This is a genomic window from Cupriavidus sp. 86D6 (assembly GCF_057815095.1).
This window is the reverse complement of the sequence record NZ_JBYPSB010000020.1, coordinates 12,970-28,858: the sequence shown is the minus strand read 5'-3', so window position 1 is coordinate 28,858 and position 15,889 is coordinate 12,970. Positions and strand designations below refer to the sequence as shown.

Genomic DNA, 15,889 nt, shown 5'->3' with positions numbered 1-15,889 from the left:
TCCTTTTCCGTACCTGTGCCTACCGGGAACAGGTCGCCCCGACCATACTGGCTTCACCTTCCTCTCATCCGGAGCCAGAAATGACCACCCCCACCCAGGTTGCAATCGTCTACCACAGCGGCTACGGCCATACCGCCAAGCAGGCAGAAGCCATGGCACGCGGTGCGGCGGGCACGGCAGACACCACCGCGCTGCTGATCAGCGTCGACGAAATCGACCAGTACTGGGACAAGCTTGAGCAAGTGGACGCCATCATCTTTGGCGCGCCGACCTACATGGGCAGCGCGTCCGGACAGTTCAAGATGTTCATGGATGCCACGTCGCGCAATGTGTTCGCCAAGGGCTTCCGCTGGGCCAACAAGGTGGCCGCCGGCTTCACCAACGCCGCGTCACGCTCGGGCGACAAGCTCGTCACGCTGCAACAAATGGCGATCTTTGCCGCCCAGCACCAGATGCACTGGGTCAACCTGGGCCTGTCCTCCGGGCACAACAGCTCGACCACGACCGAGGACACTCTGAATCGCCACGGCTTCTTCATCGGTGCCGCCGCGCAGTCCGATGCCGACGTGAGCGCCGAAATGGGCCCGCCGCCTGCCGACCTGCGTACTGCCGAGCACCTGGGCGCACGCGTGGCGCAAGTCGCGCGCGAACTGAAGGCCGGCCGCGCCGCGCTGGCGGCGCTGGACACCGGGCGAGTCGTCGAACTGAAGGCCGCTGCCTGATTCGCCGCCCGGAGAACCCACATGCCCCACATCACCTCGTTCATCGTCCGCCTGCCGGGCAAGCCGGAGCATCGCGAAGCCCTGCAGGCCCAGTTGCATCAAGTGCTGGAGACCATGGCCGGCGAGCCCGATTTCATCAACACGTTCCTGCATCGGTCCAGCGACGACCCGGACACGCTGGTGGTCTATGAAACCTGGGCCTGCTCGGCCGAGGACTTCCGCACCCGCCATCTGGCCAAGCCGTACCGGCAGGCGTACGAAGCCGCGCTGCCCACGCTGCTCAAGGCACCGCGCACCATCGAATGGCTCGACCCGCTCAAGGAATACCTGAAGCGTTGATCGCCAAGGTGTAATCTTCAGCCTGCATTGCGCGCCCCCCCTTTTACGTGCGCACCCGGGATGCCCGCCGGCATCCCGGCCAGACTGGAGCCCCCCCCATGACCTCCAAAGCATCTTCCCGCAGACAGGCCTTCCGGCAGCAGGTGGCAACGCGCAAGGCGCTGCTGATGCCCGGCGCATTCAATGCCATGAGTGCGCGCGTGATCGAAGACCTTGGCTTCCAGGCCCTGTACCTGACCGGCGCCGGCGTTACCAACATGTCGTTCGGCCTGCCCGACCTGGGCTTCATCGGCCTGAGCGACATGGCCGAGCACACCGCCCGCGTGCGCGATGCCGTCGACCTGCCGCTGCTGGTGGATGCCGATACCGGCTTCGGCAACGCGCTGAACGTTCACCACGCCGTGCGGACGCTGGAACGCGCCGGCGCCGATGCCATCCAGCTCGAAGATCAGGTCATGCCGAAGAAGTGCGGCCACTTCGCCGGCAAGCAGGTCGTCAGCACGGGCGAGATGGTCGGCAAGATCCGTGCTGCAACCGATGCGCGCGATGATCCCAACTTCCTGATCGTGGCGCGCACGGACGCCGCCGCCGTGCACGGCCTCGACGACGCCATCGATCGCGGCCACCGCTTTGCCGAAGCCGGCGCCGACATCCTGTTCCTGGAAGCCATCGAGGATATCAAGGACATCGAACGGCTGCCCGGGCTGTTCAGTACGCCGCTGCTGATCAACATCGTGATCGGCGGCAAGACGCCAGTGCAGGGCCGCGACGCGCTGGAGCGTCTGGGCTACGGCCTGGTGCTGTACGCCAATGCCGCGCTGCAAGGTGCCGTACGGGGGATGCAGCAGGCGCTGGACATGCTGCAGACCAACGGCCAGATGACCGAAGACCCGGCCATCGTCGCGCCATTCGGCGAGCGGCAGCGGCTGGTCAGGAAGCCGCTGTACGACGAACTCGACGGCCGCTACAAGAGCGACGACTGACCATGCCTGGGTGTCAGCCGTAGCTGGCCAATGACACCGGTGCGCCGGACGACAACACCTTCCGCTGGCGTTACCGGTTCTCCACCAGCCGCGTCACTACCTGCACTAGCACGCCAACGTCGTCCGCCACCTTGTCGAGTTTGACTTCCATCCTGTCCATCCGCTCGTCCATCTTGTCGAAGCGGTTGTCCATCTTGTCGAAGCGGTCGTCCATCTTATCGAGGCGGATATCGATCTTGTCGAAACGGTCATCCATCTTGTCGAGGCGGATATCGATCTTGTCGAAACGGTCATCCATCTTGTCGAGACGGTCGTCCATCTTGTCCAGACGGATATCGATCTTGTCGAAACGGTCATCCATCTTGTCGAGACGGTCGTCCATCTTGTCCAGACGGATATCGATCTTGTCGAAACGGTCATCCATCTTGTCGAGACGGTCGTCCATCTTGTCCAGACGGATATCGATCTTGTCGAAACGGTCATCCATCTTGTCGAGACGGTCGTCCATCTTGTCCAGACGGATATCGATCTTGTCGAAACGGGTATCCATGACGTCCAGACGGATATCAATCTGCTCAAGATGCTTGTCGACGCCATCCAGCCTTGCCACCAACGGTTTGAACTCCGCATGCACGATATCGCGGTTGTGACCGGCCATGTAGGTCATGACGCCCAGCACGATGCCCACGATCGCCGCGGCCAGGATGCCGGCGACAGTAAGTTGACTGACGGTCAGACCTGCATCCTGCGCCTGCGGCGCAAAAGCCCCCACTGCGGAAATCAGCGAATTCATGTTTTGAGAATATTCGTATAGGCACCGAACCGTGCACTGTCGCTTCTTGTTGTCCTGCTCATCATCGATACAGGGGCTCTCGCGACCTGTCGAACATCACCCCAGCCGCGCGGCTATTGCATCACGGAACAGCCGATATCCGTGATGGAGTGAGATCAAACGACAACGCACTCGGGCGACAAATCAATCCACTGCCAGCAGTGCCAGCGATGCACCGCCCACCAGCACCAGGCTGAGCGCCCACACCGCGTCGAGATTGAACCAGCTGCGCGCGACGAACTGCGGGCCGAGGTAGCGGAACGTGAGCCATGCCAGGCCGCCGCCAGTGGCCAGCATCGCCATGGTGTGCAGGGCCGTCACCAGCACGGCAGTGCCGGCATTGCCGAACGCCAGCGCGCCGGCCGCTGCGTGTCCGGCATCGCCGCGCGCGGCGCAGAGTCCGAGGTAGATCGGCACCAGCATCAGCCCTGCCCCATGGGCGAGGGCGACGGCGAACGACCAGAAGGCCAGCCGTGACGGTGGGATGCGCGCCAGCGCGCGCGGGTGACGGCGCCAGACCAGTAGCGCAATGCCATAGGCCACCACCATCACGCCGGCAGCCAGGCGGATCTGCGTCTCCCACGCCGCCAGCGACACCAGCAGCCCGAACGGCAACGTCAGCGCCAGAATGGCCAGTGCATGCCCGGCACCGAGGTAGCCCAGCGACATCGGCAGCATGTGCGCGCTGCGCGTGATCAGCGCCCCGGACACCGCAAGCGGCCATCCCATCGCCGGATTGAGCCCGTGGTACAGGCCGCTGGCCAGCACGGCGGCCCACAGCCCGGCCTGCTCCCAGTTGGCAGTCAAGCGCCCACCGACGGATAGCAGAACGAATCGGTCGAGCAGTCGCCGCCTTCCAGCCGGATCTGGTGGGCCCGATAACCATCGGGAAACGTGACCCGGAAACGTTCGTCGAGCGTCAGCCCCCCATCGGCCCCGGCATGCGCCATTACCTGCGTGCCGGGCACGCCGTCCGGATAGAACTGGTCGTCCCAGGTGGAATACAGCGAATTGGTCCAGTAGACGCGGCGGCCGTCACGGCTGATCTCCACCATCTGCGGGCCGCCCGCGAACGGCGAGCCGTCGGGGTGCGGCGTGCGCCGGACGATGCCGCCAAGGTGGACCGATCCGGCCAGCCTGGGCTTGCGCGGATCGCTGACGTCGTACTGCCGCATTTCGCCCGTGCCCCAGCACGACACATAGAGAAAGCGGTCGTCCAGCGACAGATCGATGTCCGTCACCAGCGGCGGCACCGCGCCAAAGCCCTTCAGCAACGGGGGCAGATCGTCCGGCGACGCGGGCTCGGGTGCAATCGTGGCCGTCTTCTCGATATGGAACTTGCCGCCTTCGCGCCACCATGTCCAGATCGATCCCTCCAGGTTCGTGGTATCGACCACCACGCCGACAAACCCGTACTCGCGCACCGGATCGTGCGCGGGCCGCACCTCCAGCGCCATCTGGTGCTGCGCGCCCAGGTCAATCGTCTGCACGTTGCGCCGCCCGCGCAGGTCCCAGAAATGAAGCCGGTGCCCGTAGCGGTTGGCCAGCAGATCCTCGGGCACCAGGCCGCGCTCGAACTGCGGCGGCAGCGCCCATTCGCTCGACACCATGTAGTCGCGCGGCAGGTTCCACCAGAAGTCGTAGTGCTTGTCCTGCGTGCCGCGGTCGATCTCCCAGCGGCCCAGCACTTCGAACGTCTGGCAATCCATGATGAAGATGCCGGGTGCGCCGTCGGTGCCATCGGGGCCCGCGCCGCCAAGCGTGCTCACATACACGCCTTCCGGCCCGCAATGCACGGTATGGGGCCGCGAATAGCCGGTCTTGCTGAAGACTTCCTCTGGCTCGATGACCTTGTGAAGCTTGGCCTGGGTGGGGTCCGGCTTCGTATCCACCACATAGATGCGCGAGCTTCGCATGCCGGGAATGATCAGGAAGCGCCGCTCCAGGAACGCATGCCCGGTCAGCGGCGAGAGTGCGGACGAACAGGCGTTCCAGCCGAAGTGATGCAGTTCGTCGCCACGCCCCGTCATCGGCACCGTGTGGACGACGGTGCCGTAGCGCGGCGAATCGGGATTGACGTCGACGACGGCCAGCGCCTCGGGCTGCGACCCATCGGGGCTCAGCAGCAGCGTGTACGCGTAGGCTTCCGCCGGGGCTTGCATCGCGAGCCGTGGCGATGCGTGGAAGGTCGGATCGGGCCGCAGGTTCATGGTGAAACCTCCTTGACGTCGGGGGTCAAAGTGCGTCGGTGCGATCTACCAGCATAGGCGCCTGCCCCCCGCAGCGGTAACGAAGATATCCGCATGCCCATATGCCGTCACATCGGATATGGCGCAACGAATTCATTCCTTCGGCCCCGGCGGCAAGGGCGCTTATCTTGGTCCGTCCGATCACAACCATGCGCCCCGATGTCCCTGTCCCACAATCCCGCGCGCCGCGCCGCCTTGCGCGGCATCGCCCGCCACGGCCTTGGCGCCGCCGCGCTGTTCTCCACGTTCGGCGCAGCGGCCAGCGCCCGCCCCGATGTGATCCGCATCGGCGTGGCGCAGCCGGCCACCGGCACGCCGCCAACGTTTGCCGGCAGTTCGCTGGCGATCGCGCATGCCAGGGGCTGGTTCGAGGAAGCCTTCAAGCCAGCCGGCACCCGCGTGGAGTGGTTTTTCTTCAAGGGCGCCGGCCCGGCGGTCAACGAGGCGTTGACCAACCGCCAGCTCGACTTCGCGCTGCAGGGCGACCTGCCCGCCATCGTGGCCCGGGCGGCGGGGCTCAAGACCAGGCTGGTGCTGGCTACGGGCGTACGCGCCAATATCTATATCGGCGTGCCGCCCGATTCGCCGCTGAAGACCGTGGCCGACTTGCGCGGCAAGCGCGTGTCGCTGTTCAAGGGCACCAACATGCATCTGCCGGCACTACGGCTACTGGAAGCCAACGGTCTGACGGAAAAGGATGTGCGGCTGCTCAACCTGGACACGGCCGGCTATCTGGCTGCGCTGTCCACGCGCGACATCGACGCGGCGATTGGCGCCATGGACATCCTGCGCCTGCGCGACAAGGGTGCCGTACGCATTCTGTACAGCAGCAAGAACCAGTCACCAATCTACACGCGCCAGAGCCATGTGCTGGTGACCGAGGATTTCAGCAACCGCTATCCCGAGGCCACGCAGCAGTTCGTGAAGACCGCCGTCGAGGCGGCCCGCTGGGCGTCCGACGAAAGCCACCGCGAGGAGGTGCTGCGTACCTGGGCCCGCGCCGGCACGCCCTATGACCACTGGAAGGAGGATTTCGACGGTGAACCGCTGCGCGTACGCCTGAACCCGAACTTCGACCCGTTCCTGGTCTCCCGGTACAAGGATGCCAGCGAGCAGGCCTATCGCTTCCGCCTGAGCCGTGCACGGTTCGATGTCGACCAATGGATCGACCAGCGATACCTGAAGACCGCGCTCAACGACCTGCACCTGCAGAGCTACTGGCCCATCTATCAACCTGACGGCAAGATCCTGGGAGCGTGACCATGGCCGCCCAACCGATTGCAATCAACGTGCCTTCTGCGGTGCAATCCGCGTCGGCAGCATCTGCCGCATCTGCATGGCGGCGCGACTGGCTGACCGCCACGCTGCTGGCCTGGCCCGTGCCGCTGGCGCTGCTCGGGCTCTGGTATCTGGCCGCACGCTTCGAATGGATTCCACCGCAGGTGCTGCCCGCGCCCGATGCCGTGCTGGCCACGCTGGAAGACCTGTATCGCAGCGGCGACCTCTGGTCGAACCTGCAGGTCAGCGCCCTGCGCGTGGCCGGTGGCTTTGCCGTCGGGCTGGCTGGTGGCCTGGCACTGGGTGCGGCGATGGGCCTGTCGCCGCGCTTTCGCGACTACGTCTATCCCACGTTCAAGGCCTTCAGCCAGGTGCCGGTGCTGGGCTGGTTGCCGCTGCTGATGCTGCTGGTGGGCATCGACGAGGCGCTGAAGATCATCCTGATCGCCAAGGCTGCGCTGGTGCCCATCGCGATCAACACGTACAAGGGCATTCACAACGTCCCCACCCGCTATCTGGAAGTGGCACGCGTGCTGAAGCTCACGCGCTGGCAGACGCTCTCGCGCGTGGTCTTTCCGGCCGCCGCGGCGCCGATCTGGAACGGCGTGCGATACGGCCTGACCCATGCGTGGCTGGCGCTCGTGGTGGTGGAACTGCTGGCCTCGTCGGAAGGGCTCGGCTACATGATCGTGTACGGGCGCCAGCTGTTCCAGCTCGACATGGTCATCGCCGCGGTGATCGTTGTCGGCGTGGTCGGCTTCACGCTCGACAAGGCACTGGCGCTGGCCGAGCAGGCCGTGCTGCGCTGGCGCAAGCCAGGCTTCTGAGGAGCCGCCCATGACCGGATTGGCTATCCGCAGGAGGCTCCGCATCCCCCGTGCGCTGCGCGGCTGGGTACTGCCATTGACGATGATCCTGCTCTGGTGGGCCGCGGTGCGCTTCGGCTGGTCGACGTCGCCGCTGCTGGTCCCCGTGTCGAAGGTCTGGGCCACCGCCGTGGATCAGGTGACCACCGGCAAGCTGTTCGTCGCGCTGCAGGCCAGCCTGTGGCGCGACCTTGCCGGCTTCGCCATCGGCACCGCCGCGGGCCTCGCGTTCGGCACGGCGCTGGGGCTGTCCCGGCTGTTCGAGAAGCTTGTCGGGCCGACGTTCCACACCGTCAAGCAGATCTCGCTGTTCGCGTGGAGTCCGCTGATTTCTGTCTGGTTCGGCCTGGGCGATGCGGCCAAGGTGGTCTTCCTGTCGCTGGCGGCCTTCTTCCCGGTCGTGCTCAACACGTTCGAAGGCATCCGCGCGGTGCCGGCCGATCTGCTCGAAGTGGCCCGCGTGCTGCGCTTCTCGCGCTGGCAGACGTTCCGGCGCGTGGTGCTGCCCGCCGCCTCCCCGTCGATCTTCGCCGGCATCCATCTGGCCTTGATCTACGCGTGGCTGGCCACGCTCGGCGCCGAGTACCTGCTGGTGGCGGGCAAGGGCATCGGCAACACCATGATCGACGGCCGCGAGAACTTCTGGATGGACCTCGTCCTCTTTGGCGTGATCGTCGTGGGCCTGGTCGGCTTCACGCTGAACTGGATCGCCGCACGCATCGAAGCCCGTCTGCTGCGCTGGCGCGGCCGTTCGGTCGCAGCCGCTTGAACTGACATCCCGGAGAACCTCATGCCACACGCCGGCACACTCGACATCAGCCATCTGCACAAGCACTACGACGTCAAGGGCAAGACCCTGCCCGTTCTCGACGATGTATCGCTATCGATCGCCCCCGGCGAGTTCGTCAGCATCGTCGGCGCCAGCGGCTGCGGCAAGTCCACGCTGCTGCGGCTGGTGGTAGGACTCGAAGACGACTATCGCGGCGACATCCGCCTGGACGGGCAGCGCGTGGCTGGCACCAGCCTGCAGCGCGGCATCGTGTTCCAGGAGCATCGCCTGTTTCCGTGGCTGACCGTGTCGCAGAACATCGGGCTGTCGCTGATCAACAGCAAGCTCAGCGAAGGCGACAGGTTCCGCACGGTGCAGTCGCATATCGAACTGGTCGGGCTGCAAGGCTTCGAGAACGCGTATCCGTACCAGCTGTCGGGCGGCATGTCGCAGCGCGTGGCCATTGCCCGCGCGCTGGTGACGCGGCCCGAAGTGCTGTTGCTGGACGAGCCGTTCGGCGCGCTGGACGCCATCACGCGCGCGCACCTGCAGCACGAGCTGCAGCGCATCTGGCAGGCCGAAGGCATCACGATGATCCTGGTCACGCACGATGTGGAAGAGGCCGTGTTCCTGGGCGACCGCGTCGTCATCATGGAACCCAGGCCCGGCCGCATCCGCAGCGTGCTGCCGATCGGCCTGCCCCATCCGCGCGACCGGGCCTCGCCCGCGTTCGCGCAGGCCCGCGAACAGGTGATGCGCGAATTTGGCGCGCTGCATGCCACGCCCGGCGCCCAGGCCGCGCTGTCCCATTGAACGTTGCCCATTCACTGCCCTACTTGTACCCGGAGCCTTCCATGACGCAAACCCAGCCACAGGTCGAACTCGATATCCACCCCGTAGCGGGACGCATTGGCGCCGAAGTGCGCGGCATCCGCCTCGATGGCGACCTGCCGCCCGCCACGTTCGCCGCCATTCGCGCCGCGCTGCTGCGCCACAAGGTGCTGTTCTTCCGCCAGCAGTCACATCTCGACGACGCCTCGCAACAGGCCTTCGGCAAGCTGTTCGGCACACCGGTGCCGCACCCCACGGTACCGTCGCGCGACGGCACGGTCCTGCTCGAACTCGACTCGCAACACGGCGGCCGCGCCAATTCCTGGCATACGGACGTCACCTTCGACCTGGCCTATCCGCAGGTATCCGTGCTGCGCGCCGTCAAAGTGCCTGCCGCCGGTGGCGATACGGTCTGGGCCAACACGGCTGCGGCCTACAACGACCTGCCCGCGCCGCTGCGCGCGCTGGCAGACCAGCTCTGGGCGCTGCATACCAACGACTACGACTATGCGGCGTCACGCCCGCTGCCCGACGATGCCGGCGCGCGCCGTCATCGCGAACTGTTCACGTCCACGCTTTATGAAACCGAGCATCCGGTGGTGCGCGTCCACCCCGAGACCGGAGAACGCACGCTGGTGCTGGGCCATTTCGTCAAGAAGCTGCTCGGCTATTCGTCGGCCGATTCCGCGCACCTGGTGTCGCTGCTGCAAAGCCACGTGCATCGGCTGGAAAACACGGTGCGCTGGCGCTGGCAGGCTGGCGACGTGGCGATCTGGGACAACCGGGCCACCCAGCACTACGCCCTCAACGACTATGGCGACGCGCACCGCATCGTACGCCGGGTCACGATCGCCGGCGACGTGCCGGTCAGTGTCGATGGCCAGCCCAGCCGTGCGGTCAAGCCCGCACCCGTGGCCGAACAACGCAAGGCAGCCTGACCATGAGCCAGACGCAATCCCCACGGCAGCTCCATCTCGGCGCCTTCGTCATGGCCACCGGCCACCATGTGGCGGGCTGGCGCCATCCCGAGGCCCATGCCGACGCCGGCCGCAGCCTGGCGCACTACGCGGCGCTGGCCCGGCGCGCGGAATCGGCCGGCTTCGACGCATTGTTCCTGGCCGATGGCGTGGCGATTCGCGGCATGGACGATGCCACGTTGCCGCATACGGCGCGCGCGGCATCGTTCGAGCCGCTGACGCTGCTGTCGGCGCTGGCGGCGGTCACACAGCGGATCGGGCTGGTGGCGACGGTTTCCACCACGTACAACGAGCCCTATCACGTGGCCCGCAAGTTCGCCTCGCTGGACCACCTGAGCGGCGGCCGCGCGGGCTGGAACGTGGTGACGTCGTGGTCCGATGCCGAGGCGCGCAACTTCAACCTGGACAAGCATCCCGAGCATGCGGACCGCTATGCGCGCGCCGAGGAATTCGTCGATGTGGTGACCGGCCTGTGGGATACCTGGGAAGACGACGCCCTGGTCCATGACAAGACCCGCGGCGTGCATTTCGTGGCGGAGAAACTGCACCGGCTCGACCACCGGGGCAAGCATTTCCAGGTGCGTGGGCCGCTTAACGTATCGCGGCCACCGCAGGGGCATCCCGTGATCGTGCAGGCCGGATCGTCGGAGGCCGGGCAGGCACTGGCAGCGCGTACCGCCGAGGTGATATTTACGGCGCAGCAGTCGCTGGAAGGCGCGCAGGCGTTCTACCGCGGGCTCAAGGGCCGGCTGGCGCGGTTTGGCCGCTCGCCGGACCAGCTCAAGATTCTGCCGGGCGTCTTCCCGGTGGTGGGGCGCACGGCCGCCGAAGCCGAGGAAAAATTCGAGGCGCTGCAGGACCTGATCCTGCCATCGGTGGGGCTGGCACTGCTGTCGCAGCACCTGGGCGGCATCGACCTGAGCGGCTATCCGCTCGACGGCCCGCTGCCCGACAACCTGCAGGAGCCCAATGGCGCCAAGAGCCGCTTCCAGCTGGTGACCGGTGTCGCCCGCGCGGAAGGGCTGACGATCCGCCAGCTGTGCCGGCGCGTAGCCACCGCACGCGGGCACTGGTCGATCCACGGTACGCCGTCGCAGATCGTCGACCAGCTGCAGGCGTGGTTCGAAGGCGAAGCCGCCGATGGCTTCAACGTGATGCCACCGTGGCTGCCCGGCGGGCTCGACGATTTCATCGAACTGGTGCTGCCGGAACTGCGCCGGCGCGGGCTGTTCCGCGAGCAATACACGGGCACCACGCTGCGCGAGCATCTGGGGCTGGCGCGGCCGGCCGGACGTACCCGGCAAAAGCCGAACGCGCGCGTGGCATAGGTGCCGGGTGGCCCAGGCCGGGCCGCCCGTGCTGGCCATGCGCCTTACTGGCGCGCTGGGAAAACACCCTGCGTGCAGATCACGTAGTAGAGCCCGGTGGGCTCCAGCGGGCGCAGGTCCGGCAGCGCAAACGTACGGACGCCATCGCCGCCGAACTTGGTGCCGATCAGCGAAAACAGCGCCGTGTTGCTAGTGATGGTGAGCAACCGACCGTCGGCACGCATACCACCGGCCGCGAAGCTTGTAGCCGACAGCCAGACCGTGGCCATCGTGCAATTGTTGGCGACACCGTCGCCGACGTAGGAGTCGTCATTCCCCAGCCCCGGCACCGTGCCGGCGGGACCCGTGGCCCCGGTAGCGCCGGTGGCACCGGTCGCGCCCGTGGCACCCGTTGCGCCGGTTGCGCCGCTACTGCCTTGCGGCCCTGTCGGTCCCGTCGCTCCAGTCGGTCCAGCCGCTCCCGTTGCTCCCGTGGCACCGGTCGCACCCGTTGCGCCGGTCGCACCGGTCGCGCCAGTCGGTCCCACCGGACCCACCTTGCCCTGTGCCACATCGTTTGACAATGCGGCCAGCGTCGAATTGCTCAGCTTGAGCTTGGCCGCGATCTCTTCCAGACGATCATCGTAGTTGTCGCCGTTGCGCGGATTGAATTTCTGGTTGAGCAGGTTCAGCGAATCCGCGTTGACGCCCAGCGTGGACAGGCGCTGCTTGACCTGGGTAATGGCCAGCGCCAGCTTTTCGCTGGCCGCGGCGGCCGATACCGTCGAGAAATTGGTGAAGAACGCTTCGGTGTCGGCATTGCCATAGGCGGCCGCCACAACCAGTTCGGTAATCGGCGTAACGTTGGTTGTGCCGGCCGATTCGATGTACGAGTGCAACACTTCGCCGGTGGCCGTGGTCACGCGCACCACGCACGGCAGTGCCAGGTTCGCCGTGGAAGTGTTCCAGCTGCCGTCAGATCCGGTCGTCACGGTGGTCTGGCCGCTCACGCATTTGACCGTCAGCGCGGCATTCGTGATCGGCGCGCCGGTGGCCGCAGTGCCCGAAATCGTCGCTGCCGGCAGGGCTGACGGGGCGCTGGCCGCACTTCCGGCGCCGTCGCCGCCACCGCAGCTTGCAAGAAGTACCGACGTGGCCACCGATAGGGCGGCAGCCCATTGTTGTTGTTTCATTTTCCCGTTCCTTTTTTGATTAATGGTTTTATCGATGCGCCGCCGGGCCGGTATGCCAGGGCCGCCGCGCTTGGCGCGGCTGCATCTTAGCGATGAACAGGAAGGGGGGAACTTCAAATTACCCCCCACCTTGGTGGGGCAGACAGTGTCGCGCGCCCGGCCAGCACCGCGCGGCCAAAAGCGGGTATTCTTCGCCCCGGATTTTTGAGCCAGCGAGGATCGCGGTGACACGCATTTGCCTGAACATGATCGTCAAGGACGAAGCCCCTGTTATCGAGCGCTGCCTGGCTAGCGTGAAGCCCTGGATCGACCATTGGGTCATCGTCGATACGGGGTCCAGCGATGGCACGCAGGACGTGATCCGACGCTTCATGGCCGACGTGCCCGGTGCGTTGCACGAACGCCCGTGGCGCAACTTCGCCCACAACCGCAACGAGGCCATGGCGTTGGCCCGTACGGCTTTGGGCAACGACAGCGGCGAGGGCGACTATCTGCTGTGCATCGACGCCGACGAAACACTGCGCATGGCGCCGAACTTCCGCTGGCCCGACCTGCAGGCCGATGGCTATCAGTTCCGCTGCGAACTCGACGGCTGGCACTATCTGCGCAACGCGCTGGTGCGCGCCAGCCAGCCCTGGCGCTGGGAAGGCGTGCTGCACGAATTTCTGACGCAGGACGCGCCGCACCGCTGGGAGGCCCTGCCGCAGGCGACCATCGTCGTGGCGCGCGATGGGGCCCGCGCGCGCGACCCGCAGACCTACCTGCGCGATATCGCCGTACTGGAGCAGGCCGTGCGCGACGAGCCCGCCAACACGCGCTATCGCTTCTATCTGGCGCAAAGCTATCGCGACGCCGGCAAGCTGGACGATGCCTTGCGTCTCTACGAAGAACGCGCCGCGATGGGTGGCTGGGACGAGGAGGTCTGGTTCGCGCGCTTTCAGATCGCCGTGCTGCGCGAGCGACGCGGCGACGCGCCCGCCGACGTACAGGCGGCCTATCTGGACGCCTACCAGCAACGCCCGACCCGGGCGGAACCGCTGTGCGAACTGGCGCGCTTTCACCGGCTGCGCAGTGAATTCGCGCTGGCGCACCTGTTCGCGCAACAGGCCGCCAGCCTGCCGATGCCGGCCGATGCGCTGTTCGTCGACGAATCGGTCTACGCCTGGCGCGCGCTCGATGAACTGGTGGTCAGCGCGTACTACGTGGGTGCGCTCGACCAAGGCCGCGACGCCCTGCGGCAGTTGCTCGCCGCGGCGCGCTTTCCCGACAGCGAACGGCCCCGCATCGTGGGAAACGGCCAGTATTTCGGGTTGTAGCGGACGGACCTTGCCGTGCTTCAGGCCGGCTTCGCCCCGGTGTACGGGTTCGGGTTGGCGTCCTGACCCGCGTCCTCACCCACGTTCTGGCTCGCGGTCTGGCCGGCGCGGCCAAGCTGGCCGGTGAGCCCCGGCTGGCTCGACTGTTCCGTCCAGCGCGTATCGCCGCTACCGGGCAGCACCCTGATCCGGTTCTCGACGTCCTTGACGCCGTACACCGATGCGGCGATGTCCTCGATGCGGTACTTCTGCGGGCGCGCCGGCACCGTGCCGGACAGCGTGACCCATCCTTCCGACACCGCCACCTCGACTTCGCGCACATCGAGCCGGCCCGCATGGGCCAGGCGTTCACACAGGTCTTCGCGAATCCGCTCGTCCGGGCGGGTATAGCCCTTGGGCCCGGCTGGCTGCTGCCGTCCATGCGGCCGCGCGGAGCCGCCGGGACCATGCCCGTAGGTGCCGGGCAACGCCTGGTCATCGACGCCGCTACCGCGGGCCGTGCCGTAGCCGTCGCGCCAGCGGTGTTCGCCTGGCGTGCCGCCATGGCGGTAGGCGCCACTGCCATCGTCGCGGTCGCGCACTTCGTCGGGATAACCGTGCCCGATGCCCCAGCCCGCCTGGCCTGTATAGCGCATGCGTTCCATGCGTCGCGGATCGCCGCCGTAATCGCGCGGCGGCCCGCGCCAGTCGTCGAGGAATCGATCGTCGCGATGTCCGCCGTCCCTGCTGTCTCGGTTCATGACCTCTCCCGCTGGCTGACTTCCATGGCTGATCGGTGACACGTCAGGCCCCACGGCCCTTTTTCGAGGGTTCGCCCGGCGATGACGACGTGGCCTGATGTTGCGCGCCGGGATCTTCGTTGCGGAATCCGCCATAGCTGCTCTGGCCCGGATCTGCGCTGCGGCTCTTCAACTGGTCGGCGCGCCGGTCGGTGCGCACGCCGGGATTGGCGCCGCCGCGCTTTTCGGCTGGCGTGCCGGTATGTGGCTTGCTGGGCATCACGGTCTCCTGATGGCAATCGCGGCCGGAATGCCGCAAGCATCATGCCAATGGCCGCCCGGCCTGCCGGTCCTTGCGCAACCGGCATGGCGCTTGCCTTTCTTACGTTGTACCGATCCACCACCAAGCGAGGATTGCCATGCCAATATCCACCACGCGACGTACCGGACTTACCGGCTTCCTGATGCTTGCGGCCGCAGCGGCAGTCATGTCCGTGGCAACCCCGGGCACGCACGCCGCACCGCTGTCGGACCAGCCGGGCACCGCCATGGCCGGCGACGGCGATGTCATGTTCCTGCGCAAGGCCGCCATGGCCGGGACGCTGGAAATCGACGCCAGCAACCTGGCGCAAAGCCGCGCCGGCAGTCCCGCCGTCAAGTCGTTTGCAACGCAGATGATCCAGGACCATCGCGCCGCCGAGGCAAAGCTGAAGCAGCAGGCGCAAAGGCTGGGGGTACAGTTGCCAGCCACGCCGCTGCAGAAGGACCAGCAGGTGCTGGCCCGGCTGGGGCAACTGAAGGGCGCCGAGTTCGACCGGGCCTATGCACAGCAGGTTGGCGTGGACGCGCACCAGGATGCCGTGGCGCTATTCCGCAAGGCGGCGGACGATGCCAAGGACGAGGGCGTCAAATCGTTCGCGCGGCAGATGCTGCCCACGCTGGAGCACCATCTGGAGATGGCGCAGAAAATGGCGTCGCAAGTGAAGTAGGGAGCCTTGCCGGTGTTTGCAGATCCAGACGGCGGATCTGCAAACACGGTGCAATATCTTCGCGCCACGGCGCAGACGTCAGCTGGCCCTGGCGAGGAAATACTGCGACACGATGGCCCGCGTGGTGGGGCTGGTCGTCAGTTTGTCCAGCACGTCGCGCGGTGCCCACTTCAGGTACTTGATCTCGTTGCGAGGCTTGGGCGTGGCAGACTTGCCCACGGCCGCCGCGAACACGTGGTGCACCGTGGTGGCGCCAATGAACTGAAAGGCCGTGGTCAGCGACTTGGCCTCGATCGCGGTTTCCTCGCGCAGTTCGCGCCACGCGGCTTCCACCAGCGATTCCTGGTCGTCGGGTCGTCCGCCGGGCAGGGCCCAGCGCACGCCGTCCTTCGAGACAAGTAGAACGTGCCCCTCGCGGACGCAAATGACCGTAGCTCTGATTTTCGGCTTGATGAATGGCATGTCGGCCGTTCCCACCACTGCATGTTGTTTCATGACATCCGGACCACGCTGTGGCAA

At 66.4% G+C, this 15,889-nt stretch carries 18 protein-coding genes; 11 read left to right on the top strand and 7 right to left on the bottom strand.

The window, feature by feature from the left end; all coding sequences use genetic code 11:
- Positions 1–80: 80 nt before the first annotated feature.
- From AC3G88_RS27000 to AC3G88_RS26990, 3 genes are all read left to right on the top strand, one after another.
- Entirely contained in the window at positions 81–722 is a 642-nt protein-coding gene (locus tag AC3G88_RS27000) for a flavodoxin family protein (protein ID WP_488894300.1), read from the top strand.
- Positions 723–743: 21 nt separating this feature from the next.
- Positions 744–1,061, top strand: coding sequence for a putative quinol monooxygenase (locus AC3G88_RS26995; protein ID WP_487522613.1), 318 nt, complete (start codon positions 744–746; stop codon positions 1,059–1,061).
- 98 nt (positions 1,062–1,159) lie between these two features.
- Positions 1,160–2,044 (top strand): isocitrate lyase/PEP mutase family protein, encoded by an 885-nt coding sequence (locus AC3G88_RS26990; RefSeq protein ID WP_488894299.1) that lies wholly within the window; start codon positions 1,160–1,162, stop codon positions 2,042–2,044.
- 70 nt (positions 2,045–2,114) lie between these two features.
- Here the strand turns inward: AC3G88_RS26990 and AC3G88_RS26985 are convergent, their stop codons facing one another.
- The 3 genes from AC3G88_RS26985 to AC3G88_RS26975 all read right to left on the bottom strand — a co-directional run bounded on the left by AC3G88_RS26985 (position 2,115) and on the right by AC3G88_RS26975 (position 5,086).
- A complete protein-coding gene (locus AC3G88_RS26985) occupies positions 2,115–2,837 on the bottom strand; it encodes a hypothetical protein (protein ID WP_488894298.1) in 723 nt (240 codons plus the stop codon).
- Between the two features lie 183 nt (positions 2,838–3,020).
- Entirely contained in the window at positions 3,021–3,683 is a 663-nt protein-coding gene (locus AC3G88_RS26980; RefSeq protein WP_488894297.1) for a hypothetical protein, read from the bottom strand.
- Positions 3,680–5,086 carry a selenium-binding protein SBP56-related protein gene (locus AC3G88_RS26975; RefSeq protein WP_488894296.1) on the bottom strand — a complete coding sequence of 469 codons (1,407 nt, stop codon included), beginning with the start codon at positions 5,084–5,086 and terminating at the stop codon, positions 3,680–3,682. Before AC3G88_RS26975 ends, AC3G88_RS26980 begins: the two co-directional genes overlap by 4 nt.
- 198 nt (positions 5,087–5,284) lie before the next feature.
- Between AC3G88_RS26975 and AC3G88_RS26970 the strand changes: the two genes are divergently transcribed.
- The 6 genes from AC3G88_RS26970 to AC3G88_RS26945 are packed head-to-tail and all read left to right on the top strand — an operon-like array spanning position 5,285 to position 11,174.
- Positions 5,285–6,385 (top strand): ABC transporter substrate-binding protein, encoded by a 1,101-nt coding sequence (locus AC3G88_RS26970; RefSeq protein WP_488894295.1) that lies wholly within the window; start codon positions 5,285–5,287, stop codon positions 6,383–6,385.
- A gap of 2 nt (positions 6,386–6,387) precedes the next feature.
- Entirely contained in the window at positions 6,388–7,230 is an 843-nt protein-coding gene (locus AC3G88_RS26965; RefSeq protein ID WP_488894294.1) for an ABC transporter permease, read from the top strand.
- A 10-nt stretch (positions 7,231–7,240) separates the two neighbouring features.
- On the top strand, positions 7,241–8,038 hold the full coding sequence (locus AC3G88_RS26960; RefSeq protein ID WP_488894293.1) for an ABC transporter permease: 798 nt from the start codon (positions 7,241–7,243) through the stop codon (positions 8,036–8,038).
- 21 nt (positions 8,039–8,059) lie between these two features.
- Positions 8,060–8,851: an ABC transporter ATP-binding protein gene (locus AC3G88_RS26955; RefSeq protein ID WP_488894292.1), complete on the top strand. Its 792-nt coding sequence runs from the start codon at positions 8,060–8,062 to the stop codon at positions 8,849–8,851.
- Positions 8,852–8,892: 41 nt separating this feature from the next.
- The gene (locus AC3G88_RS26950; RefSeq protein ID WP_488894291.1) at positions 8,893–9,807 is read left to right on the top strand and encodes a TauD/TfdA dioxygenase family protein; all 915 of its coding nucleotides are present in this window, start codon (positions 8,893–8,895) and stop codon (positions 9,805–9,807) included.
- Between the two features lie 2 nt (positions 9,808–9,809).
- Complete coding sequence (locus AC3G88_RS26945; protein WP_488894290.1) at positions 9,810–11,174, top strand: LLM class flavin-dependent oxidoreductase; 1,365 nt, start codon at positions 9,810–9,812, stop codon at positions 11,172–11,174.
- A gap of 44 nt (positions 11,175–11,218) precedes the next feature.
- Here the strand turns inward: AC3G88_RS26945 and AC3G88_RS26940 are convergent, their stop codons facing one another.
- Entirely contained in the window at positions 11,219–12,346 is a 1,128-nt protein-coding gene (locus AC3G88_RS26940) for a tail fiber protein (RefSeq protein WP_488894289.1), read from the bottom strand.
- Positions 12,347–12,570: 224 nt separating this feature from the next.
- Between AC3G88_RS26940 and AC3G88_RS26935 the strand changes: the two genes are divergently transcribed.
- Entirely contained in the window at positions 12,571–13,662 is a 1,092-nt protein-coding gene (locus AC3G88_RS26935) for a tetratricopeptide repeat-containing glycosyltransferase (protein WP_488894288.1), read from the top strand.
- Positions 13,663–13,682: 20 nt separating this feature from the next.
- Here AC3G88_RS26935 and AC3G88_RS26930 read toward each other — a convergent pair whose 3' ends face one another.
- Positions 13,683–14,402, bottom strand: a complete 720-nt coding sequence (locus tag AC3G88_RS26930; protein WP_488894287.1) for a BON domain-containing protein — start codon at positions 14,400–14,402, stop codon at positions 13,683–13,685.
- Between the two features lie 43 nt (positions 14,403–14,445).
- Entirely contained in the window at positions 14,446–14,661 is a 216-nt protein-coding gene (locus tag AC3G88_RS26925) for a hypothetical protein (protein WP_487522601.1), read from the bottom strand.
- A gap of 139 nt (positions 14,662–14,800) precedes the next feature.
- Here AC3G88_RS26925 and AC3G88_RS26920 point away from each other — a divergent pair, with 139 nt between their 5' ends.
- Positions 14,801–15,370: a DUF4142 domain-containing protein gene (locus AC3G88_RS26920; RefSeq protein WP_488894286.1), complete on the top strand. Its 570-nt coding sequence runs from the start codon at positions 14,801–14,803 to the stop codon at positions 15,368–15,370.
- Positions 15,371–15,448: 78 nt separating this feature from the next.
- Here AC3G88_RS26920 and AC3G88_RS26915 read toward each other — a convergent pair whose 3' ends face one another.
- The gene (locus tag AC3G88_RS26915) at positions 15,449–15,865 is read right to left on the bottom strand and encodes an NUDIX hydrolase (protein WP_487522599.1); all 417 of its coding nucleotides are present in this window, start codon (positions 15,863–15,865) and stop codon (positions 15,449–15,451) included.
- Positions 15,866–15,889: the final 24 nt, after the last annotated feature.